The sequence below is a fragment of the Actinomadura kijaniata genome, assembly GCF_014138665.1.
GTDB classification, from domain to species: domain Bacteria; phylum Actinomycetota; class Actinomycetes; order Streptosporangiales; family Streptosporangiaceae; genus Spirillospora; species Spirillospora kijaniata.
The window spans coordinates 167,321-188,212 of record NZ_JACJIA010000006.1; the positions used below are offsets into that span (position 1 = coordinate 167,321).

Sequence of the window (20,892 nt, forward strand, 5' to 3'; positions counted from 1 at the left end):
CAGCGGAGGCCCGCTCCGCCTCGCGGCGGATGACCGGTGTGTCCGTTCCCGCGTACGGTGGCCCCGCGCCCGCCGACAAGCCGCGGAGGGCACCGCATCTCGCACCGTGGAGCGCTGGTGAACCGCACAACGCCGCCTTCCCGCCCGCCCGCCGGGGCCGCGGCGGGCCGCCCCGGAAGGCTCCGGGGGCCCTTCGCCCGCTGGCCGCGCGCCATGGACGCCGCCCTCGCCGGGCTGGTCCTCCTCGTGCTGGTGCTCGTGCACGACATGCCCGGAGACGCCCTGGCCTTCCGTCCCCTTCGCGACCTCAACCTCGCCGCCCTGCCGGTCTTCGCCGCGACCGGTACGGCGTTGTACTGGCGACGCCGGGCACCCGTGGCCGTGCTGGGCGTCACCTTGATCGCCTGGGCCCTGTTGCTGCCGACCACGCGCAACCTCATCGGCGTCCCGGTGCTCATCGCCCTGTACAGCGCCGGGCGGTACTCGCCGGACTCATGGCGGGGGCCCTCGGGCGTCATGGCGGCCGTCGCCCTGGTCACCGTTGACCTGCGCACGGAATCCGCGCCGTGGAGTGAGGTCGTCTTCGGGGTCATCGTCATGGTCGGCCTGTGGTACGTGGGGCGCGGTCTGCGGCTGCGCGATCGCCACGCCGCCCGGCTCGTCGCCGAACAGGCCGCCGAGGCCGTCCGCATCGTGGCCGAGGAGCGGACGCGCATCGCCCGCGAGCTGCACGACGTGGTGGCCCATCGGGTGAGCGTCATGACCGTTCAGGCGGGCGCGGCCAAGGCGATGGCCGCGCACGCCGCCGACGGCCCGATCCCGGAGCAGGCACTGCGGGCGATGGGGGCGGTCGAGGAGGAGGGACGGCAGGCGCTGGCCGAGCTGCGCCACCTGCTCGGCGTCCTGCGTCCTGAGAACGATGACGGCGGCCCCGAGCCCCAGCCCGGTCTGGCCGACGTTCCCCGCCTCGCCGACCAGATCCGCGCGACGGGCGTCGCGGTGACCCTGTCGCTCGCCACGCTCCCGACCGGACTGCCCGCTCGCGTGGACCTGTTCGCCTACCGCATCGTTCAGGAGGCGCTCACCAACGTGCTCAAGCACGCCGGGCCCGGCGCCCACGCCGACGTCCGGCTCGAGGCCGCCGGAGGCGAGATCGTCATCGAGGTGCGCGACGACGGCGGCGGCACCGCCGCCCTGCCGGGAGACGCCCAGGACGGGACGCGCGGCCACGGCATCGTGGGGATGCGGGAGCGGGCGCTACTGTTGGGCGGCACACTCGACGCCGGGCCTCGCCCGGACGGCGGGTTCGACGTCACCGCCCACCTGCCCACCGGAGGCGAGCCCGCGTGAGCATCCGTGTCGTGATCGTCGACGACCAGGCCCTGGTCCGCGGCGGCTTCGCCATGATCCTGCAGATCCATGACGACATCGAGGTCGTCGCCGAGGCCGGGACCGGCACCGAGGCGATCGAGGCGGCGCGCCGGCACCGGCCCGACGTGATCCTCATGGACATCCGGATGCCGGACATGGACGGCCTGGAGGCCACCGAGCGGATCCTGGCCGCATCCGACTGGAACGTCAGGGTGCTCATCCTGACCACGTTCGACCCGGACGAGTACGTCTACCGGGCGATGCACGCCGGTGCCAGCGGCTTCGTCCTCAAGGACATCCCACCCGACCAGCTCGCCACCGCCGTGCGCACCGTCGCCGACGGCGGCGCTCTGCTGGCCCCCTCGATCACCCGCCGGCTGATCGGCCGGTTCGCCCGGCGGCTGAGCGTCAACACCGCCGTGGCCGAACGCCTGGAACGCCTCACCGACCGCGAGCGCGAAGTGATGGCCGCCGTGGCCCGCGGATCGAGCAACTCCGAGATCGCCAAAGAGCTCTTCATCGGACCCGCGACCGTCAAGACGCACGTCTCCGGCATCCTCACCAAGCTGGGCCTACGCGACCGCGCCCAGATCGTCATCTTCGCCTACGAGAGCGGCCTGGTCGAGGCAGGCGACCGCAACATCGGCCACTGACCGGCGGTGGCGGGCCTCCACCGGCCTTCGAGCCGCTGGGCGGTCGGGGGCGGGCTCGTACAGCGTCCGGTCGCTCCAGCCGTCCTCGATCAGCAGCGCGCCCAGATCCTCACGCGGCCCGGTCAGCTCGGCGGCCGTGGCCAGGGCTTGGCGGTGCCCGTCCTACGGCCCGCCGACCAGCTCCACAAGCTCGCGCTCTTGGCCGTCATTCTCACCCGCATCGTCGCTCACGGCGTCCATCCTCCCGGTGAGGTGTCGCGTGGTGGGAATGTCAGGCCGGGGCCGGACGGATCACGTTGCCGCCAGGGTCGCCGGGACGGTCAGCCGTGGTCGAGCCAGTGCATGGCTTGTTCGATGTCGGGGCGCACATACAGGACCTGGTCCAGGCCGGTGATCTGCATCGCCCGGGTGGCGCGGCCGGTGGCCCCGCACAGCACCAGGGGCACCCCCTGGCGGGTCAGGGCGAGATGCCAGCGCACCAACACCCTCAGGCCGCCGGCGTCCAGGAACTCCACCGCCGCCAGGTCCACCAGCACCGCCGCGCGCGCCAGCTCGGCCGCCTGCCCCAGCTGCTCCTCCAGCACCGGACCGGTGGTCATCTCCAACGATCCGGCCGCGGTCACCACCGCAACACCGTCCCGGGCGGCGACCTGGACCCGCAACCGGGACACCACAGCGGTTCCAGCGGCGGGTTCGACAGCGGTTCCAGCGGCGGGTCCGGCGGGCAGGTGGGAAATGGTGTTGGGCATGGGCTCAAGCCCTTCGCGCTCAGGCGCCCGCGCACCACCATCGGTTACCGCATGGCCCACGCCAGGCACGTGGATGTGCTCGCCGTTCGCGGCGATCGATCACTGCGCAGGGCCAGGCGTTCAACCAGGGGCGGGAAAAGCCGCCGGGCTTCTCGGGACACCGCGCGACCACACGGCCACGCGACCACAGCACCCCCCACGCTACCCGCCCCCAAGCCAACGCGGGCCAGGGCAGCCGCCCAACGCGCGGCCCTATCCAGCAAACGCACCCTTCGATGACCGCGCCCCGGCGAAAACAGGAGGACGCCGGAGAGGAACGCCGTCGACGCTGGCACCAGTGAGGTCCTGGTCGCACACGGCCACCGTTGCCCTCGGAGGAGCGGCCGAACGCGGGTGTCGGCGACGAGTCCCCCTGCACCCCGCAGCGGGATGACCCGCCTTGTAGAGGGGGAGCAGGGCCCGTGACCGGCCTGCGGGGCAGGAGCACCGGTCACGGGCCCTGCCCGCCGCCCCCGTCCTTGCTGCGTTCCGCCGCCAGAACGCCGACCCCGGTCGCGGCGCCACCGTCGCGGCCATCGCCGCCCTCTACCGCGCCGAGTTCGGCCGTCCGCCCGCCGACACCCTGCGCACCTGCGACGCACCGGTCCACGGCACGCAGCCTCCATCCTCTTCCGGCCCACAGCGCCGCTGCTTGACATCCAATCCTCCTGGGATGTCCCTGACAGAACAGCCCCGAGCCCGGGGGCCACACATGGGTTTGTGAGTCTTCCGGCCGGACTGGGCTGGTCAGAGGTGCGCGCGGGCCAGGGCGGACCAGTGGGGGGCGTTCCAGCGGTCGGCGATGGCGGCGGCCTGGGCGAAGTGGGCGGCCGCCTCGTCGTCGCGGCCGAGCAGCAGTGCCAGCTCGCCGAGCGTGTGGGCGACCGGGCGCACGGCCAGCGCCAGGTTGGTGGCACCGGCCGGAGGACCGTCGCGATGGGGGAGCAGGGCCGCGTAGCACTCCTCGGCGGCACCGGTGTCGTCCAGCGCGATGACGGCCATGGCGCGCAGGGTGGTCAGGAAGGTGAAGAAGAAGTCGGGCCGGATCGGGACCGGTGACATGCGGGCCCGCCGCGCCTCGTCGTCGCGGCCGGCGGCGTGGAGGGCGAGGGCGAGCAGGTCCGCGACCGTCGGGCCGAACGTCTCGTGGAGGGCGCGCACCTCGTCCAGGTGGTCGCCGAGCGTGCCGTCGTTCAGCCAGATCGCGGCCAGCGCGAAGCGGAGAAAGCCCGTGGCGTGGCCGGATCCGGCGCGTCCCATGCGTTCGGTGGCCTCGGTGTAGAGGCGTTCGGCCTCGGCGAACCGGCCCTCGATGAGCACCAGGGTCGCCAGCGCGATCTCCGCGACGCCGACCGCCTCGGGCATCCGGTAGGTGCGCGCGAGGCCGAGGGCCTCCTCGACCGCCCCGCGCAGGGTCGCCGGATCGTTGGCCACGGCGGCGCCGGTGGCCTGGCTGAGCAGCCCGGTCACGCGGTAGACGGGCAGGTCGTGCTCGATGCCGATCTTCAGCAGTTCGCGCCAGGCCTCGTCCTGCCCGGGCCTGTCGCCGGAGGCGCGCGCCAGCGCCTGGAGCGCCGCGGCCCGGAGGCGGGGGTCGGCGGTGAGGTCGAGTGCCTCCCGCGCCGCCTCCATCACCGTCGGATCATCCTCGCCCGCCAGCTCCTCGGCGTACGCGGTCAGCAGGCGGGACCGCACTTCGGGTGCCAGGTCCGTCCGCCCGAGCAGACGGCTGAGGCGTTCGACGATGGGCCGGTCCACGGTGCCGTACGCGCGGGCCTGCCAGGGCGTGGGCTCGGTCCAGGCGGTGAACGCGGCGATCATCAGGTCGTCGCGTCCGAGGGACTCGGCGAGTTCCACGGCCCGCCGCCGCGTGTCCCGTGCCGCCGCCACCGCCCCGGCCCTGATCTGCGCGCGCAGCAGCCTGCCGAACAGGTTGATGCGTTCCTCCGGTTCGGTGGAGTTCGCGACCGCGTCGGCGAGGAGGGCGGCGGCCACGTCGTGCGCGTAGCGCGCCTCGGCCAGCTCGGCGGCCCGCACGCAATAGCCGACGGCCTTCGGTGACCCCGCTCGTGCGTGGTGATGGGCCAGCGCGGCGATGTCGCCGGTGCCCTCCAGCGCCTCGGCGATCCGGGCGTGCATCCTGGTGGCGCGCAATCGGCTGGCGTCGGCGACCAGCGTGTCTCTCACCAGCGCGTGAACGAACCGGACGCGCCCCGGCCCCGGCTCGTCGAGCAGCCCGGTGATGACGCCCGCGTCCAGCGCGTCCAAGACGCCGTCCTCATCCGTGTCGGCGGCTCGCACGAGGACTTCCACCGAGCTCTCCCGCCCGGCGACCGCGGCCAGCCGCAGGACGGGCACCGCACCGTCGGGAAGCCGTGCGAGCCGCCGCCGCAGCACGTCCCGTACGCCCTCGGGGACCTCGGAGAGCGCGACCAGCGCGCCCTCGCCGTTCAGCAGCCGCGCGCTCTCCCGCACATAGAACGGGTTGCCGCCGGTGCGTTCGGCGATCCCCGCCACCGTCGCGTCGTCGGCCTCGCTTTCGGCCCGTACGAGCTCGGCCACCGCCGCGCCGTCGAGCCCGGGCAGCGCGATCCGGAGCGGTGTGGTGCGGGCGAGCGCGCCCAGCGTCTCGGTGAGGTGCTCGCTCTCGTCCTGGCGGTACGCCGCGACGACCAGGATCGGGGACCGCACACCGACGCCGCCGCCGAACAGCCCCAGCGTGGCCGTGTCCGCCCAGTGCAGGTCGTCCAGCACGACGGCGACCGGCCGTTGCGTGGCGGCCGCCGCGAGCCAGCCCCACACGGCCCGGCGCAGCCGGAACAGCCCGGCGGCGGCGTCGCCGTCCACCGGCATGGAGTCGGAGAGCAGCGGCGTCAGGTCTTCCGCGAACTCCCCCGGAGGAACGGTCGCGGCGACGGCCCGCAGCGCCTCGACCCACGCCCACGCGGGCGGCGCGCCCTCGACCTCCGGACAGCGCCCGGCGGCGACGAGCCAGCCGTCGCGTTCCAACCGCGCGCCGAGGTGCTCCAGGAGCGTCGACTTGCCCAACCCCGCTTCCCCGGTGACAAGAGCGACGCGCACCCCGTCGGCGGCAGCCTCACCGGCGGCCGACACCAGTGCGGCGAGCTCGCCTTCCCGTCCCACGAACGAGGCCGCGCGGTGCGGGGACACGTCGTGCCGGGACGCGGCATGCAGGGTCGCGTCGTGCGAGGGCGAGGGCGAGGGCGAGGGCGGGGGCGCGGTGGCCGGGGGTGGGGGGACGGCCGTGCGCAGGATGTCGATGCGCTGGGCGAGGATCGCCTCTTCCAGGGCGACCAGGTCGGGGCCGGGGTCGAGCCCGAGTTCGTCGGCGAAGGTGGCGCGGGCGCGGCGGAGCGTCGCCAGGGCGTCGGCCTGGCGGGCGCTGCTCCACAGCGCCAGGGCGTGCAGGCGCCAGCCCTCTTCGCGCAGGGGTTCGTCACGGGTGAGGCGCTCGGCCTCGGGGGCCACCGAGGCGGGGTCGCCCGTCCGCAGGCCCGCCGCGACGTGGAGCTCGCGAGCGACCAGGCGCAGCTCGTTCAGGCGGGCGGTCTCGGCGGCGGCCCACGGCTCGTCGGCGACCTCGGCGAACGCGGGTCCCCGCCACAGGCCCAGCGCCTCGGCCAGCCGGGCGCGGGCGGCCGGAGGCTCGGTGAGCATGCGGGCCTCGTCCAGCAGGTCCTCGAAACGCCACGCGTCCACCGACTCCGGCGGCAGCCGCAGCGCGTAGCCGGGGGAGGCGCTCACCAGGAGGCGGGCCGGGGTCCGGGGCGGGCGGCCGGGCTCCAGCAGCCGGCGCAGGTTGGACACGTACGCCTGCAGGGAGGCCAGCGCGCGGGAGGGCGGCTCGCCGCGCCAGAGATCCTCGATCATCCGGTCGACCGACACGACCTGTCCGCGCGCCGCGACCAGGAGGGCCAGGACGCCGCGCTGCCGCGGCCCGCCCAGCGGAACGGACTCGCCGTTGACCTCGGCGCCGAGGGAACCCAAAACCCGGATCAAGACCATGACGGGGGACATCGTACGCACGCGGATCTTCCAAGTCGCCTCCAAGTCCCTTCCAAACACCCGGGAGCAGCCTTGACACGTCGAACCGATGAAGGGCAGGAACGGGATGAGCGTCAACACCCAGGACATGAAGATCGTCCACCGCGTCTTCCGCCGGGAGTCGCGACTGCTGGTGGAGCTCGTCGCGGCGGTGCCCCCGGGGGACACCGCTCGCGCCAAAGTGATCGCCGACCACTTCCGCGACTACCGGCTGGGCCTCCACAACCATCACGAGGGCGAGGACGAGCTGCTCTGGCCGCCGCTGCTGTCCCGGGTGGACCTGGAAGCCGACATCGTGCTGCGCATGGAGGCCCAGCACGAACGCGTCGCGGCCACGCTGGCCAGGCTGGACGCGGCGATCCCCGCATGGGAGGCCACCGCCGGGGCGGACGAGCGCGACACGCTCGTGGCGGCCCTGGCCGACCACCGGGCCGTACTCCTCGAACACCTCGACGACGAGGAGGCCACCCTCCTTCCGCTCGCGGCCGAGCACATCACCGAAAAGGAATGGGCCTCACTGGGCGACCACCTGGTGGCCAACACGCCCAAGCTCACCCTGCTCACCCTCTTCGGCCTCGTCCTGGAGGACGCGAACCCGGCCGAGCGCGCCACGCTCCTTTCCGTCCTTCCCGTTCCGGTACGCGGCGTCTGGCACATCATCGGCCGCCCCCGCTACGCCCGCCACATCCGCCGCGTCCGCGGCTGAAACCTGCTCGGTCCGAACCTCGAAGGAGAACGACCATGTCGTTGAAGAACATCAACACCGTCCTGGCCACCGCCGTCGTCCTGTTCAGCTTCTACCTCGGGATGTCCTTCCTCCTGGCCCCCGAGACGTCCGCCCCGGGCTTCGGCCTGCCGACCTGGCCCTCCGGCGACGGCGGCGGCTTCCTCAACGTGAAGGGCAACCGCGAGAACGCGATGGGCCTGGCCATGGGCGTCCTGCTGGTGACGGGCCAACGCCGCGCCCTGGGCTGGGTCCTGCTGATGGTGGCCGTCGCCCCGTTCGGCGACATGATCACCGTCCTGACCCACCACGGTTCCATGGCCGCCGCGTTCGGCATCCACGGCCTGACCTCGGCACTGATCGCGGTCACGGGCCTGCTGATCCTCCGCGAGACCGGCAGGGCGCGCGAGGTCCCCGCTCCTGCGCCCGCCCCCCAGCCCGCCTGACATCCGCACACCCCGAAGGGGATGGCCCGGCCACATGGCCGGGCCATCCCCTTGTCTGTCAGCTCCCGCCGGGGAAGGCCCTGCGCGAGCGGCTGCGCTGCAGGAGGTCTGAACGGTCGGCGCCAACCGCCGGCGCAAGCCGCTGGACCCGGCCGCGTTCATCGACCGATCGCGCGGCGAGATGGCGACCGTGCTCGACGGATTCGATACGTGCCGGACCTGGACACCGCGAACCGGCGGGCGAAGGCGACCCGAAAGAGCGGTGCCCGCGATGTGATCGTGTGGAAGACCGGCACCGCGCCCGGCCCCGGTGTTCCTCACCGACCGCAAGGCGCGCCCCTCGGTGGCGCTGGTCGACGCCGCCCCCTCCCGCACCAGCCGCGCCCGGCTGCCGTACCGGCGGGCAGCGGAGGCGTTCGAACAGCACACCACCGACCTACCGGGCGGGCCGGTCTGACCGCCGAGGACGGAGCCTCCACGCCGACGCTGATGGCGTTGTCCGGGCACACCTCGGTGCGATCACTGGCCGAGTACGCCCGGGCGTCGGTCAGGGCGCTCGGCCGGGCGCAGAGCTGGGGGTCGGCGATGACCGAGCCGGACCACGCGGTGGTTCAGTAGCGGCCCTACGCAAGGTGCTGGGCCCCACTGGTCCTTCAGAGTAGTCGTTGAAAGATCAACGATTAGCCGTGTCGGCGCTGGCAGAGGTAGGTACGTGCGGGCCGCTGGTCGCCGAGCGAGATGCCCGGCGCTGTAACTGTGTGACCAGGCGTTTGCGAAGGTGAAATCGAGACCCGGTCGGCGGCGCTCGGACCCGCCGAGCACGCCGTGCTGCGTTCGGAACGCGAGGACTGCCTGCGGACGCAGATCGCGCACCGATGAGGTTCCCGCGCCGCACCCGTCTGTACGTGTGAGATCGACTCACGGGAGGTCGGCACGATGCGGAAACTGATCTTCGGCATGAACGTGACCCTGGACGGCTACACCGCCGCGACCGGCGACGACATCGGCTGGAGTGGGGGCGAGGGACCGGACTCGTCGCCGAGCGCCGAGCTGTTCCAGTGGTGGTACGACCAGATGCGGGCGAGCGAGCTGTCGCTGTACGGGCGCAAGCTGTGGGAAGCGATGAGCTCTTACTGGCCGACCGGCGACCAGCGGCCCGGCGCCACCCCGGCGGAGATCGAGTTCGCGCGCCTCTGGCGGGACATGCCGAAGGTGGTGTTCTCGTCGACGATCGACAAGGTCGACTGGAACACCCGCCTGGTCACCGGCGACGCGGTCGCCGAGATCACCCGGCTCAAGGCCGAGGACGGCGGCCCGATGGACATCGGCGGCGCGACGCTCGCCGGGGCGGCCATGCGGGCCGGGCTGATCGACGAGTACGCGCTGGTCACCGTGCCGGTCCTGGTGGGCGGCGGCACGCCGTTCTTCACCGCGCTGGACAGCTGGGTGAACCTGAACCTGGTCGAGACGCGGTCATTTCCCGGCGGCGTGGTGATGGCCCGATACGAGACGAGGCGATGAGGGAACTGTTGACCGACTCGCTGAAGACGAGGACGACGGCCTCGTTGATCGTGACGGTGTTCTTCGGGCATCAAGACGCCCCGCCGGCAACGCCGGCGGGGCGGTGACGCCGGCCCGTGCGCTGGACTCGTCGACGACGGGGACCGTCTGATCACAGTGCTGCGGGCAGGCCCAGCCATGGTTTGTCGGTTACGTCGAATCCGGTGAGCTCGGTGATCTTCCCGTCGACGATCCGCAGGACCGCGATGGCGAACAAACGGTGTTCCGGGTCGTCGGGGGTGCGGAGGTACAGCGCGGCGGCAGGCATGCGGTTGACCGTCGTGGCGATGCAGCGCCAGTCTTCCTTGCCGCGCTGGAAGAGCCCACTGGAGACCCAGCCGTCCACCGCGTCCTTGGCGGTGACGATCAAAGTGCCCGGATCGGGCAGCATCGCGAAGCGCAGGTCGTCGCGCAGCAGGGCCATCAGCCCGTCGAGGTCGTTGCGCTCATGGGCGTCCATATACGACTTCACCACGCCGCGCTCGTCATCCGACAGCTCGTGCGTGGCGGGGCTCCGCCAGTCGAGGCGGCGGTCGGGCAGCTGCTCGCGCATCGTCACGCGCGCCCGCTGCAGTGCGCTGGTCACCGATGCGACGGTCAGTTCAAGGGCGTCGGCGGCCTTCGACGCCGGCCAGCCGTCATTTGGCGGGGTGGCGGAGCCAGATGCGGATCGAGGCGACGTCGATGGTGCCCTGGTAGATGCGTTCTCTCTTGTCCTAGCGGGTGGCGACGGCGCGGTGCTGGCGGAGCTTGTTGACGCAGCGTTCGACGGTGTTGCGTTCTTTGTAGGCGTCACGGTCGAAGACCGGCGGCCGTCCGCCCTTGGAGCCGCGGCCGGCGCGATGGGCGGCCTGGTCTTTCTTGACCGGGATAACGGCCTTGATACCGCGTCGCCGCAGGTAGCGACGGTTGGCGCGGGAGGAATACGCCTTGTCAGCCAAGGCGCGTGCCGGCTTCTTGCAAGGACGGCCAACGCCGCGGCGCGGGATGCGGATGGACTCCATCAGCGCGATGAACTTCGGGCAGTCGGCGTGCTGGCCGGGCGAGGTGAGCCGGGCGATCGGACGGCACCGCCGATCGGCGACCAGATGAATCTTCGTGGTCAGACCACCCCGGGACCGGCCAAGCGCTTCGCGACCGCCGTTCGTCATCCGTTCGTGATCTTTACCGGCCCCTTTTGGGTGATGTCGACGGCCGGGGCGTGCCGCGCCCCGGCCGCGTGCTGGTGCGCCCGCACGATCGTGGAGTCGGCGCTGACCGTCCAGTCCTCGCCCTCGGCTTCGTCGCACCCGGCGCGCAGCCCGTCCAGGATCTGTTCCCACGTCCCGTCCAGGGACCACCGGCGATGCCGGTTGTAGACCGTCTTCCACCTGCCGTAACACGGCGGCAGGTCCCGCCAGGCGCAGCTCGCCCGGGTCCGGAAGAACACCCCGTTGATCACCATCCGATGATCGCTCCACCTAGCCCCGTGCACGTTCTGCATAGGGAGCAGCGGCGCCAGCCGCGCCCACTCCTCGTCCGTCAGGTCATGACGCTTCAGACGCTCCTCATCCACACGGATCATCTACAACAAACCGCCATCAAAGATCACGGGACACGCCCTAGTTGAGTTCGACCTTGCATTTGTCGCAGCGCTCCTTGAATTCGCTCCACTCTTCGGCGGTGACCTGGCTGTGCTCGGCTTCTGGCGCTACGACGGGTGCTTTTGACGGACGTGTCATCAGCCGCAGACGAGACGCCTTTCGCGTGATCTGCCGCGTCTGGGCCGGGGCCGGACAGTCGCCCGGCCCCGGACTGGTCAGCTGCGGCCGAGCATCTCGGCGGTGAGGACGTTGCCGCCGACCCCCCAGCCGCCGTCGGGAACCTCGTCGACGATGACCAGGGTCGTCGCCCTGGCGCGCTCGCCGTACACGTCGGCAAAGGCGTCGGTGACGGCGTCGACGAGCTTCTTCTTGGACTCGGGGGTCAGGGTGTCGGCTGGGACCTTCAGGTTGGCGAACGGCATGATGACGACCTTTCTCGTGGTGGTGGGTCACAGTGAGGCGGTCGAGGACAGCAGGTCCTCGATGCCTACGCGTTGGTAGAACTCGGCGCGGATCCGGTCGGCGACGACGGAGACCACCTCGCTGCCGTCCTTGCTGGGGTCAACGTGGCTGCGGAACGGCCGCCGGTTCGCTGGGGACCGACGATGCGGACGATCTCGTCGGCGACGGACTCCGCTCTGGCTTCCGGTGGGATCAGGCGGTTCAGCCGGTCGGCCAGGTCGGCGCGGAGCTCGCCGTAGGGCTTCTCGTACGCCTTGTCGCGGGCCGCGTCCGATGGCCCGCCGGCATTGGTGAAGTGGTTGGTGCCCGAGGTGAAGGTGCCGGGGACGACGATGGAGGTCCCGATGCCGAACCGGATGAGCTCGGCGGCGTAACTTTCCGCGAGGGCGTCCATGGCGGCCTTGGCCGCGAAGTACGGGGCGAGGAACGGCGGGTGACCGCCGCGGGTGAAGGAGCTTCCCACCCACACCAGCAGTCCGGAGCCCTGGCCGCGCAGGTGCGGCAATGCGGCGCGGTTGACCCGCTGGGTGCCGAGGACGTTGACGTCGTAGACGGCGGCGAGGTCCTCGGCCGTGAACGCCTCGGCCGGGCCCAGGACCAGGTGCCCCGCGTTGTGGACGACCACGTCGAGGCGGCCGTGCCGGTCCAGGACGGTGCTGATGGCCAGGTCGGCGGACTCCTGTGACCGCACGTCCAGCTCGACCGCCGACAGTGCGAGGCCCTCTTCGGCGGCGAGACGGTGCAGGGCGGCGACGGCGGGCGCGTTGCGGTCCGCGGTCCGCCTCATGCCGGCGGCGACGGTGTGCCCGTTCCGTGCCAGGGCCACGGCCGTCAGCCGGCCGAATCCGCTGGAGGCCCCGGTGACGACGATGACCTGAGGGGCGGCGGCCATCAGACGATGCCGCCGTTGGCGCGCACGACCTGCCCGTTGATCCAGTGCCCGGCCGGACTCGTCAGGAAGGAGACGACCTCGGCGATGTCCTCGGGGGTGCCGAGTCGCTCCAGTGGCGGCTGCTTGGCGAGCCGCTGGATCGTCTCCTCGTCCTTGCCGTCCAGGAACAGCTCGGTGGCGGTCGGGCCGGGCGCAACGGCGTTGACCGTGATGTCGCGCCCGCGCAGCTCGCGGGCGAGCACCAGCGTCATCGCCTCGACGGCGCCCTTGCTGGCGGCGTACGCCCCGTAGCCGGGGAACTGGAGACCGACCACAGAGGTGGACAGGTTGACCAGCGCGCCCCCGGCGCGCACGCGGCGGGCGGCCTCGCGGGCCATCACGAAGGTGCCGCGGATGTTGGTGCGGTGCAGGGCGTCCAGCTCGTCCAGGTCCAGGTCGGCGATCGGCGACAGCGCCAGCCGCCCGGCCGAGTTGACGACCACGTCGACCCCGCCGAAGGACTTCTCCGCCGCGTCGAACATCTCCGCGACGGCGGCCTCGTCGGCCACGTCGGCCTGGACCGGGATCGCCCGGCCACCGGACGCCATGATCTCCTCGACCACCCGTACCGCGGCGGAGGTCGCTCCCTGGAAACCCACCGCGACCGCGCAGCCGCGCGCCGCCAGCGCCACCGCGATCGCCCTGCCTATCCCGCGGGAGCCGCCGCTGACGACGGCCACACGCTGATCACTCATGGATGCCCCCTTTGGCCGTATCGTCGATACGAATTGTCCGTATCGACGTTATGGCCACGACCATACAGACCCGTATCGGCGTTAGCAACCGGCGCTATCATTGATCTCATGACGGAGACCGACCCGCTTCGCGCGGCGATGATCGAGGCCGCGGAGCGGCAGCTGGCGTCATCCTCCGACCACGAGATCGCCACGCGCGCGGTCTGCGAGGCGGTCGGGGTGAGCCAGCCCGTGCTCTACCGGCTGTTCGGCGACAAGCGCGGGCTGCTCGACGCCGTCGCCGACCACGGGTACGAGCGGTACACCGCGCTCAAGGCCGCCCAGGAGCAGACCGGCGACCCGGTCGCCGACCTGCACGCGGGCTGGGACGGCCACATGGCGTTCGCCAGGGCGAACCCGGCCCTCTACCAGCTGATGTTCACTCCGCGGCCGTGGTCGCACTCGACGGCGCGAGAACGCGTGATGGACCTGCTGATATCGGCGCTCACCCGGTGCGCGGCGGCGGGCGCGTTGAAACTCGAACCGCGGACGGCCGCTCAGCTGATCCTGTCGGCCAACATCGGGACCGCCCTGGACCACATCGCCCGGCCCGCCCTGTTCGACGACCCCGCACTGTCCCACCGCATGCGTGACGCCGTGTTCTCCCACGTCCTCACCACCACGCCCGCCCGGCGCGACACCGACCCGCTGCAGGCCGCCGCGCTGCGCCTGCAGGCGCAACTCCAACTCGGCGGCACCGAGGCCCTCGAACCGGTCGAAACCGCTCTCCTCCAACGGTGGCTCGAACGCATCACCCACCCCTGACCGGCGAAGCGTCGTGCGGATCCTGAACCTCGGAGGAAGTGATCGGCCCGCGCGGAGGACGAGTAAAGAAACGTGAGCGGCGTGGTGCCACGCCGAGCGTCACTCCCCGTTACGGGTGTGCTGGTCGACCATGACCACCAGGGTGGAGAGGAGGTCCTCGGCGGACAGGTGCCCGTTGGCCTCCATATCCGCGAACCTGTGGCGCGCCGTGCGCCGACCAGGTCCCCGACGGTGGCGAGGAACTCGTTCATGGCGCGGTCGGCGGCCTGGGTCGCCGCGCGGATGGCGGCCGGATCGCCGACCGGGGCCGCGAACATCAACCGGTACAGGTGTGGCTGACGGCGGCCGATCGTCATCAGCGCCGACAGGGCGGGGGGCAGCGTGTCGCCTGGTGGCAGCCCCGGAACGGCGCCGGCGGCCTCCACCTGGTCCGCCAACCGGTCCAGGGCTTCGGCCGCGACGGTGTCCAGCAGGGCTCACCCCCTGTCGGGACGGCCAAGGGACTGTTGTACTTCACCGACGGATCCCTCGCTTATGCCGGGCACTACCTTCACGAGCGCGGCCACCCCGTGCACACCCACAGCTTCGTCGAGAGCGCCGTCGTCATCGGCGGAGAAGGGATGCACCGCTCCCTGGACGGTCGCAGGAAACCCCAGGTCGGAGAGGTGATCTTGCTGCGTCCGGGAGTCTGGCGCGGGTGAGCGTGGACCGGCATCGGGGAGACATCATCGGGCGGCTCACGCTGTTCCTCAGCCACCTCGCCCGAGCCGTCGCCGAGCAACGCGACGCCGAGGCAGGTCCGACCCACCCTGCGGTGGTGGAGGCCATGCGGCTGCTGGAGGCCCGTCCCGCACACCGCTGGTCCCTCGCCGAACCCGAGTGGATCGACGTCCTGGGCGACGCCGACCGCCGCGGCCTGACCCCGCTCTTCCACACCAACATGACGCCCTACGGCGACATCCAGCTCAACCTCGACCGTCGCCTCACCCTCACCGCTGCCCCCGCCCCGGCCGAGAGCCAGACCGAAGCACAGACCGACAGCGCCGCCACCTAAGCCGCCAGTCACCCACCGTCACAATCGTTCTTCCCCAAAGAGTCCGAACCGGCCAGATTCCAGATTGTGTCCGGCTCCACCGAAGGCATTTCCGCAGCTCCCAGACCTGGAGTGCGATCATGAGGGATTTAGGCCGTGTTTCAAAGCCCTGGCCCACGGCGCTCGCCTGGCGGCTCGCACCTCACCAGGGCTCGGCGAGCGCGACATCGCTTCGCGATCTGACCTGCGGGCCCTCGCCTCCGGCGTCGGGCCCGCAGGTCAGGTAACGCGCTCGCGTGCGCGGCTGAGGCCCACTTTGAAACAGGCCCTAGTCCACGATTCGACACCGCGTCCATGCGCTGAAACCAGGGTCACCAGCAGTCACCCGAACCACCGCGACTACCGGTTGTAGCCACCCGGCAGAAGGCGCTCTGGCCTTGTGCGCGAGAACCGGCACCGTTTGTCGACGGCTTCGGACACCAGTTGGTGATCGACGAGGCGAGGGTGTCGATGAGATTCAGCACCACATCGGCCCCAGGCGGAGCCCGGGCTGGAGGGTCACTGCGGGGCGGCGAGGAACCAGGCGATGACCTCAGTCGTCTCAGGCTCCACCGTGACCAGTGTGCGACCGTCGTGGGTGAAGGCCGCGACAAGGAAGCGCGCGTCTTCCATATGCCGGGTCCACAGGATGCGGCCCTCGGCGTCCACCACGGTGGCGTGCTCATCGTCGGTGGCCAGCACGCACAGCCCGTTCCAGGACCAGTTCACGGCCTGGCACGTCCCACTGATCGGGATGCTGTGTGAGGGGCCGGTTCGGGTTCGGATCACCTCCACCACGCCGTCGCCACCGACGGCGACCGCATCGCCGTCGGGTGCGTAGGCGAGTACACGGGCGCCGGGCGCCCCGCTACGGTGCCGGGCCACGACCTTGCCCGAAGGCACATCGTGGATGAGAACCTGGTCGTCGGCGCCGATGTAGGCGAGGCTCTGCCCGGAGTGATCCAGGTTGGCACCGCCCCGGATCGGGACGGTCGCCGCGAAGATGATCTCGCCCGTCTCGGCCTCGGCCACGACGACGCGTTCGCAGGTGGCTTGTTCGGGTTCGGGCTCCCATGGGTGCGCACTCACCGCGACGACCCGGCGTCCGTCGCCGCTGAAGCCGATGTGGGTGAACAGCTTGCCGTCGCCCCAGGCGGCGTCTGTTCCGGCGGACCAGGCCATGGTCATCTCGCTCGTCTGCCAGACGATCGCCTTCAGGTCGGTCGAGGCCGCGACCGCGACCAGCGAGCCATCGGGGGAGAAGGCGATCTCATGGCCGTCGCCGATGGAGCGGCGGTCCTTCTCCAGATCACGCCAGTGCCACTTCCCGGTCGCGGCGTCGAACAGGCACAGCCGGCCGCTTTCGGTGTTTCCCTGGGACAGGGTGGTCAGCGCGAATTGCGCCAGATCCGAGGCTGCCGAGATGGCTTCGATGCCCGAGCTGAAGTCTGGCTGGTTCTCGGTGTCGAGGTCTGGGCCTTCGTAGGCGGTCGGATCGCCCAGCCAGTCGGGGTCCACGTACAGAGTTCGATAACGGAGGGCATCGCCGTCGGTCATGATCGCAATTGTTCCACCGTGAGAGAAGGCTCAGCTTGCGTCCTTACGAGGCTCGGGCCACGCCGACCTCAGCGCCTTGGTCACAGTCCACCGTCCGACGCCGTACTTGTGCAGCGCCCGGCCCGACATCCCCGCAGCAGAGTCACGGCGGATCGCCGTGTACAACGCGACCTTGTCTGCCGACGGCGCCATGGCGTCCTCCTCGCAGGGGAGCAGCACCTGAATCCTTGCACCGCAACCACCACCGTGGAGTCAAAACTCATCGACACCGCGAACCTGCTCACTCGGCCGCAGTCACAGCTGACCGACAAACGCGGTCACTTCTCGGGGGCAAAGCCAGCGCTCGGCACTCAGATGACGTCTGGTGGCAGCTTCCTTACCGGTAGGCCGCAGAGGTCGAGGCGCGGCCCAAGCGGGAGCGGAACAGGCCCGCGAGGAGGATCGGAACGGTCAGTAGCGGTAGGAGGCGTTCCGGCTGCTCAGCAAAGCGGTGTCACTCGATCACACCGGACAGAGGTGGTCACTCTGTCTGGTTTGGCGTCGACGGGCGCCCACCGGTTCCGTGAGAACCTGGACGCGCTGCTGATCGTGGACGGCTGGAGCGACCGGGCGCCGTAGGAGCCCGACCCCACCGCGGTATCGGTCCCGTCGGCCTGGCCCAGGCTTCCGACTGGTTCGCCGCCTGTCCTACCTGCACTGAACTGTTTGCCGAACTACAGGCCGAACTGGATGCCGCACGGCGGTCTGGGGTCAGCGACAGGCCCGGGAGCAGGCCCGGCGCGCGCGGTTGCAGCAGCTGGAGGCGCTGGCGGCCGACCCGCGGGGCCCACCTTCGCCACCCTGGCCCTCTCCCCGGGTCGAAGGCCCCGAGGCTCATTTCGTCCCATACGTAATGGGCGGTGGCACCGACGCCAAGCCGTTCCATCGCATCGGCATCCAGGGCTTCCCATTCGCGCCGCTGCTTCTCACGCCCGACCTGGACTACTTCGGCATGTTTCACCGGGTGGGCGAACGGGCCCCGGTCGAGGGCCTGGGCTTCGGCACCCGGGTCCTCGACCGGTTCCTCGACGTCCGCTGGCCTACCACACCTCCACGTCGGCGCCGGTGACGGCCAGCCGAAGGGCGCTCAGTGCGACCCAGGGCCGGTCGAGCGAGGAGATGCCGCCGTCGTCAGGCTGGGGCAGGAGCGGAAGCAGGTCCAGGGCCGCCGAGAGGTGACCGGCTCTGGCGGCTTGGCGGATCAGCGTGGCCGTATCTGCCTGCCGTTTGGCGCGCGGAAGCTTCAGCAGTTTGGCATGGGCTTCGGTGAGGGCGGTGAGGTCGCTTTCCGAGGGTTTGGTGGGGCGGCCTCCGGCGTTCCGCCGGGCCTCGGGTAGGCGCTCCTTGACGTACCAGTTGTGCCGCTCACCCCACTCGGCCAACAGCTCCGGCTCGCCACAGCCGACGAACACTTCGGATGCCTCCGGCTCGTTGAACCAACCGGCGCCGAGCAGGTCGCGCGCGAAGCCGGTGTGGCCGCCCCGCAGCAGGAAGGACAGCCAGGGAGCGCTCATTCGGCTGTGCTTGGGCGGCCCATCCGCGGCCGCCAGCAACGTACGGGCCTCCCCCTCGCGGCCGGCCGCGGTGAGCGCCCGCGCGACGTGCAGGCGTTCCTCGGCCGAGTCTGCGACCGTGTCCAGCGCGCGTCCGAACCACCGGTCCGCGTCCGTGTCGTCGCCCACGGCCGCGCAGAAGCCGCCCATCGCCGCGTTGAGCGCCGGCGACGTGCGCCACGAGGTGGGGTCGTGCGCCGCGACGAGGGCCCGCGCGTCGTCGGCCTGTCCGGCGACCGCGAGGATCATCGCGGCGTAGGCGGCGGCGCGGGGCGCTTGCGTGTCGGGAAGCGATCGGATCAGCGCTTGCGCCGCCGCGCTCTCGCCTCGTCGCGCTCTCATGACCGCCGCCTCCTGGAGCGCATCCGGCAGCCAGGTCGTCCATCGCTTCGGCGAGAGCTTGGCGACCGCCGCGCTGAACGCCTCGAACAGGTCGTCCATGGATGCGGTGTTGGGTGGCGGCCACGCCGCCGGCGGTTCTGGCGCGGTCAGGGTACGTCCGTGGAAGGCCCAGAGCCTGCCCGAGGTATGCGCCTCCAGGTGCTCCAGCGCGGCGGGGACGTCCGGCACGATGCGGGGCATGCCCCAGCGCAACGGCCAGGCGAAGCGCCGGTCGACCGTCCACGCGAGCATCGCGTCCAGCTCGTTCTCCCGGCCGGAGGGTGCGATCACCGTGCCCTCCTCGAAGGCCACCGCCCAGGTCTCGCCGTCGAGCGCGAAGGTGGGGTCGGGCGCCGGGCGCATGCGTCTCCACAGATCCCTGCCGTCGAGTTCGAGCGGCCGGGCCGCGGGTGGTTCTCGGAGCGTGGACAGGTCGCCGATCGTCTCGCCCGTCGCGGCGCGCACGAATCGCAGGGTCGTCTCACCTGCCATGACGACCACGTCGTCCGCTCCCCACAGCACGCCACGCGTGCCCGCCGGGACATCGAGGGTGCGCATCCGCTCGGGGCCCTCGCCCAGCGACCAGATCTCGATCCGGCCATCGGCGGTCAGGCAGGCGGCACGCGTCCCGTCCGGTGCCCACGCCCAGGGCCTCAGGTCCGCGGTGTCCTCCCACCGGCTGGGCGGCAAAGTGACGTCGAGGTCGTAGCGGTGCTCCCCGGAGGCGTCGATGATGCCGACGACGGGCCTGGCACGGCCGTCTTCGTCCTCGGGGACCACGACCGCCAGCCGGTCGGTTCCCCAGGAAAGAAAGGCCGCCCCCGGGTACGCGGGGCGCTCGGCCAGCGGCTGGCCGGTCAGTGCATCGGCGATGACCAGGCCGCTCGCCGAGTGCACGGCGACGAGCCGCTCGTTGGTGCTCCACTCCGGCGGTGCCGCGAAGCGGTCGTCCGTCGGCAGGAGCCAGGACACGCCCCCGGCGGCGACATCGATCGACAACGCCCAGTGGTCCCGCAGATGGCCGTAGATGCGTTCACCGTCGCGTGACCAGAAGACCCGTTCGAAGAAGAGCTCCTCGGCGTCGAGCCGCGCCCGGTCCGCCGCCGAGAGCCGCTTGGTCAGGCCCATCCCCCGCTGGTTGAGTCCATGCCGCCGCGAGCCGCTCAGCAGTCCCATGACGAGCCCGTGGATGTCGTGGTCGGTGCGCCGGACGTGGAACGCGCGGGTGCCGTCGGGATGGAGGGCGAAGCCCGACGGCCTGCTGTTGCCGTGGGCGGGCATGACGGCGAGCGGCTCATGTCTGCCGTCGAAAGGGTTCCAGGCGCCCACCATGTCGGTGTTGTGGCAGACCGCGATCCGGGACGCGTCGGCCGACCACTGGATCGTCCGGCCGTACGCGGGCCACCCGACTCCGCCCTTGACGCGGTCGATCACGTTGACGCATCGGCCGGTGGTCAACTCCCAGATCTGCAGGGCGCCCCCGTCTTCGTAGTCGTCGCCGCACCAGCTGCCGATCGCGAGATAACGTCCGTCCGGGCTGAGCGCGTGCGCGGTCATTTCGACCCGGTGCACGTCGGGATGGCGCAACAGCGCGCCGCCGGCCCTGAGTCGTTCTGTCGCGAAGCGGTGCGCCTCGGTCACGCCGTGCGTTCGCTCCAGCTCGGCCAATGCCGCGCGAAGTGGCGGCAGATCGCGAGCGGGGGCGAAGGCCGCCCAGTCCGCCGCCCGCAGCGCCGCGAGGAAGGACTCGGGATCCCCATCTGCCGCAGGCGCCGCGAACGGGGCGGCTCCCTCAGCGGGCTCGGCGGGCGCCTCGACGGCGAGCTCCCCGCCAGCCAGCACCGCCGCCAGATCCTCCTCGTCATACACGGGAACGCCCCGCGCCGCCGCGGCCGCGACCTTGGTGCCCGCATCACTGCCGGCGAAGACCAGGTCGGTCTTGGCGGACACCGAGCCGGTGACCCGCGCGCCCATGGCCTCCAGTTCGCGCTTGGCCGCCGAACGCGAGAGCCCGCCGAACTTCCCGGTCAGCACGATCGTCTTGCCGATGATCTCCATGAGCCATGCAGACTAGGGAAGATCACCGACACTTCGCCGGGATTGCCGCAGTCCTGCTCCCCCTGCCCATCACCTGGCATCGCCCCGCTCCTTCAGCGATGGCCCGCCCTCCCCGCCAACAATCAGAGCGAAAAGGTGTTCGTGCGCGGC

General features: G+C 71.5%; 17 protein-coding genes and 2 pseudogenes. 10 read left to right on the forward strand and 9 right to left on the reverse strand.

The window, feature by feature from the left end:
• Nucleotides 1-117: 117 nt before the first annotated feature.
• Nucleotides 118-1,350, forward strand: coding sequence for a sensor histidine kinase (locus HNR61_RS50060; protein ID WP_220509705.1), 1,233 nt, complete (start codon nt 118-120; stop codon nt 1,348-1,350).
• Complete coding sequence (locus HNR61_RS23450; protein WP_182845349.1) at nt 1,347-2,024, forward strand: response regulator transcription factor; 678 nt, start codon at nt 1,347-1,349, stop codon at nt 2,022-2,024. Before HNR61_RS50060 ends, HNR61_RS23450 begins: the two co-directional genes overlap by 4 nt.
• A gap of 320 nt (nt 2,025-2,344) precedes the next feature.
• Here the strand turns inward: HNR61_RS23450 and HNR61_RS23455 are convergent, their stop codons facing one another.
• Nucleotides 2,345-2,773, reverse strand: a complete 429-nt coding sequence (locus HNR61_RS23455) for an STAS domain-containing protein (protein WP_246443591.1) — start codon at nt 2,771-2,773, stop codon at nt 2,345-2,347.
• Between the two features lie 786 nt (nt 2,774-3,559).
• Complete coding sequence (locus tag HNR61_RS23460; RefSeq protein WP_182845351.1) at nt 3,560-6,838, reverse strand: ATP-binding protein; 3,279 nt, start codon at nt 6,836-6,838, stop codon at nt 3,560-3,562.
• Nucleotides 6,839-6,944: 106 nt separating this feature from the next.
• On the opposite strand from HNR61_RS23460, the gene HNR61_RS23465 reads away from it, so the two are divergent.
• From HNR61_RS23465 to HNR61_RS23480, 5 genes are all read left to right on the forward strand, one after another.
• The gene (locus HNR61_RS23465) at nt 6,945-7,583 is read left to right on the forward strand and encodes a hemerythrin domain-containing protein (RefSeq protein WP_182845352.1); all 639 of its coding nucleotides are present in this window, start codon (nt 6,945-6,947) and stop codon (nt 7,581-7,583) included.
• Nucleotides 7,584-7,618: 35 nt separating this feature from the next.
• On the forward strand, nt 7,619-8,047 hold the full coding sequence (locus tag HNR61_RS23470) for a DUF4267 domain-containing protein (RefSeq protein ID WP_182845353.1): 429 nt from the start codon (nt 7,619-7,621) through the stop codon (nt 8,045-8,047).
• Between the two features lie 310 nt (nt 8,048-8,357).
• Nucleotides 8,358-8,504 (forward strand): hypothetical protein, encoded by a 147-nt coding sequence (locus HNR61_RS23475; RefSeq protein ID WP_182845354.1) that lies wholly within the window; start codon nt 8,358-8,360, stop codon nt 8,502-8,504.
• Nucleotides 8,505-8,536: 32 nt separating this feature from the next.
• Nucleotides 8,537-8,665, forward strand: a complete 129-nt coding sequence (locus tag HNR61_RS49370; RefSeq protein WP_281400557.1) for a hypothetical protein — start codon at nt 8,537-8,539, stop codon at nt 8,663-8,665.
• Nucleotides 8,666-8,983: 318 nt separating this feature from the next.
• A complete protein-coding gene (locus HNR61_RS23480) occupies nt 8,984-9,568 on the forward strand; it encodes a dihydrofolate reductase family protein (protein WP_182845355.1) in 585 nt (194 codons plus the stop codon).
• 151 nt (nt 9,569-9,719) lie between these two features.
• Here HNR61_RS23480 and HNR61_RS23485 read toward each other — a convergent pair whose 3' ends face one another.
• The 5 genes and pseudogenes from HNR61_RS23485 to HNR61_RS23505 form a co-directional block, all read right to left on the reverse strand.
• Nucleotides 9,720-10,193 carry a nuclear transport factor 2 family protein gene (locus tag HNR61_RS23485; RefSeq protein WP_220509706.1) on the reverse strand — a complete coding sequence of 158 codons (474 nt, stop codon included), beginning with the start codon at nt 10,191-10,193 and terminating at the stop codon, nt 9,720-9,722.
• A gap of 52 nt (nt 10,194-10,245) precedes the next feature.
• Nucleotides 10,246-11,147: pseudogene (locus HNR61_RS23490) on the reverse strand (IS5 family transposase).
• Between the two features lie 258 nt (nt 11,148-11,405).
• Nucleotides 11,406-11,612, reverse strand: coding sequence for a tautomerase family protein (locus HNR61_RS23495; RefSeq protein ID WP_182845356.1), 207 nt, complete (start codon nt 11,610-11,612; stop codon nt 11,406-11,408).
• Nucleotides 11,613-11,677: 65 nt separating this feature from the next.
• Nucleotides 11,678-12,544 carry an SDR family NAD(P)-dependent oxidoreductase gene (locus HNR61_RS23500; RefSeq protein WP_220509707.1) on the reverse strand — a complete coding sequence of 289 codons (867 nt, stop codon included), beginning with the start codon at nt 12,542-12,544 and terminating at the stop codon, nt 11,678-11,680.
• The gene (locus HNR61_RS23505) at nt 12,544-13,278 is read right to left on the reverse strand and encodes an SDR family oxidoreductase (protein ID WP_182845357.1); all 735 of its coding nucleotides are present in this window, start codon (nt 13,276-13,278) and stop codon (nt 12,544-12,546) included. Before HNR61_RS23505 ends, HNR61_RS23500 begins: the two co-directional genes overlap by 1 nt.
• 108 nt (nt 13,279-13,386) lie before the next feature.
• Here HNR61_RS23505 and HNR61_RS23510 point away from each other — a divergent pair, with 108 nt between their 5' ends.
• Nucleotides 13,387-14,082 (forward strand): TetR/AcrR family transcriptional regulator, encoded by a 696-nt coding sequence (locus tag HNR61_RS23510; RefSeq protein ID WP_182845358.1) that lies wholly within the window; start codon nt 13,387-13,389, stop codon nt 14,080-14,082.
• A gap of 865 nt (nt 14,083-14,947) precedes the next feature.
• Nucleotides 14,948-15,136, forward strand: a pseudogene (locus HNR61_RS50695) (hypothetical protein); the annotation flags it as partial.
• Nucleotides 15,137-15,673: 537 nt separating this feature from the next.
• Here HNR61_RS50695 and HNR61_RS23525 read toward each other — a convergent pair.
• Nucleotides 15,674-16,711, reverse strand: coding sequence for a WD40 repeat domain-containing protein (locus HNR61_RS23525; protein ID WP_182845360.1), 1,038 nt, complete (start codon nt 16,709-16,711; stop codon nt 15,674-15,676).
• A gap of 892 nt (nt 16,712-17,603) precedes the next feature.
• Between HNR61_RS23525 and HNR61_RS23530 the strand changes: the two genes are divergently transcribed.
• Entirely contained in the window at nt 17,604-17,819 is a 216-nt protein-coding gene (locus tag HNR61_RS23530) for a hypothetical protein (RefSeq protein ID WP_376770269.1), read from the forward strand.
• Here the strand turns inward: HNR61_RS23530 and HNR61_RS23535 are convergent.
• Nucleotides 17,791-20,742 (reverse strand): BRCT domain-containing protein, encoded by a 2,952-nt coding sequence (locus tag HNR61_RS23535; RefSeq protein ID WP_182845361.1) that lies wholly within the window; start codon nt 20,740-20,742, stop codon nt 17,791-17,793. The genes HNR61_RS23530 and HNR61_RS23535 overlap by 29 nt on opposite strands.
• Nucleotides 20,743-20,892: the final 150 nt, after the last annotated feature.

Bases quoted from the DNA above. Each gene is read 5' to 3' on its own strand.
- HNR61_RS23525 (WP_182845360.1), bottom strand. From the start codon at position 16,711: ATGACCGACGGCGATGCCCTCCGTTATCGAACTCTGTACGTGGACCCC.
- HNR61_RS23480 (WP_182845355.1), top strand. From the start codon at position 8,984: ATGCGGAAACTGATCTTCGGCATGAACGTGACCCTGGACGGCTACACC.
- HNR61_RS23470 (WP_182845353.1), top strand. From the start codon at position 7,619: ATGTCGTTGAAGAACATCAACACCGTCCTGGCCACCGCCGTCGTCCTG.
- HNR61_RS23530 (WP_376770269.1), top strand. From the start codon at position 17,604: ATGGGCGGTGGCACCGACGCCAAGCCGTTCCATCGCATCGGCATCCAG.
- HNR61_RS23455 (WP_246443591.1), bottom strand. From the start codon at position 2,773: ATGCCCAACACCATTTCCCACCTGCCCGCCGGACCCGCCGCTGGAACC.
- HNR61_RS23510 (WP_182845358.1), top strand. From the start codon at position 13,387: ATGACGGAGACCGACCCGCTTCGCGCGGCGATGATCGAGGCCGCGGAG.
- HNR61_RS23495 (WP_182845356.1), bottom strand. From the start codon at position 11,612: ATGCCGTTCGCCAACCTGAAGGTCCCAGCCGACACCCTGACCCCCGAG.
- HNR61_RS23535 (WP_182845361.1), bottom strand. From the start codon at position 20,742: ATGGAGATCATCGGCAAGACGATCGTGCTGACCGGGAAGTTCGGCGGG.
- HNR61_RS23460 (WP_182845351.1), bottom strand. From the start codon at position 6,838: ATGGTCTTGATCCGGGTTTTGGGTTCCCTCGGCGCCGAGGTCAACGGC.
- HNR61_RS23500 (WP_220509707.1), bottom strand. From the start codon at position 12,544: ATGGCCGCCGCCCCTCAGGTCATCGTCGTCACCGGGGCCTCCAGCGGA.
- HNR61_RS49370 (WP_281400557.1), top strand. From the start codon at position 8,537: ATGGCGTTGTCCGGGCACACCTCGGTGCGATCACTGGCCGAGTACGCC.
- HNR61_RS23505 (WP_182845357.1), bottom strand. From the start codon at position 13,278: ATGAGTGATCAGCGTGTGGCCGTCGTCAGCGGCGGCTCCCGCGGGATA.
- HNR61_RS23465 (WP_182845352.1), top strand. From the start codon at position 6,945: ATGAGCGTCAACACCCAGGACATGAAGATCGTCCACCGCGTCTTCCGC.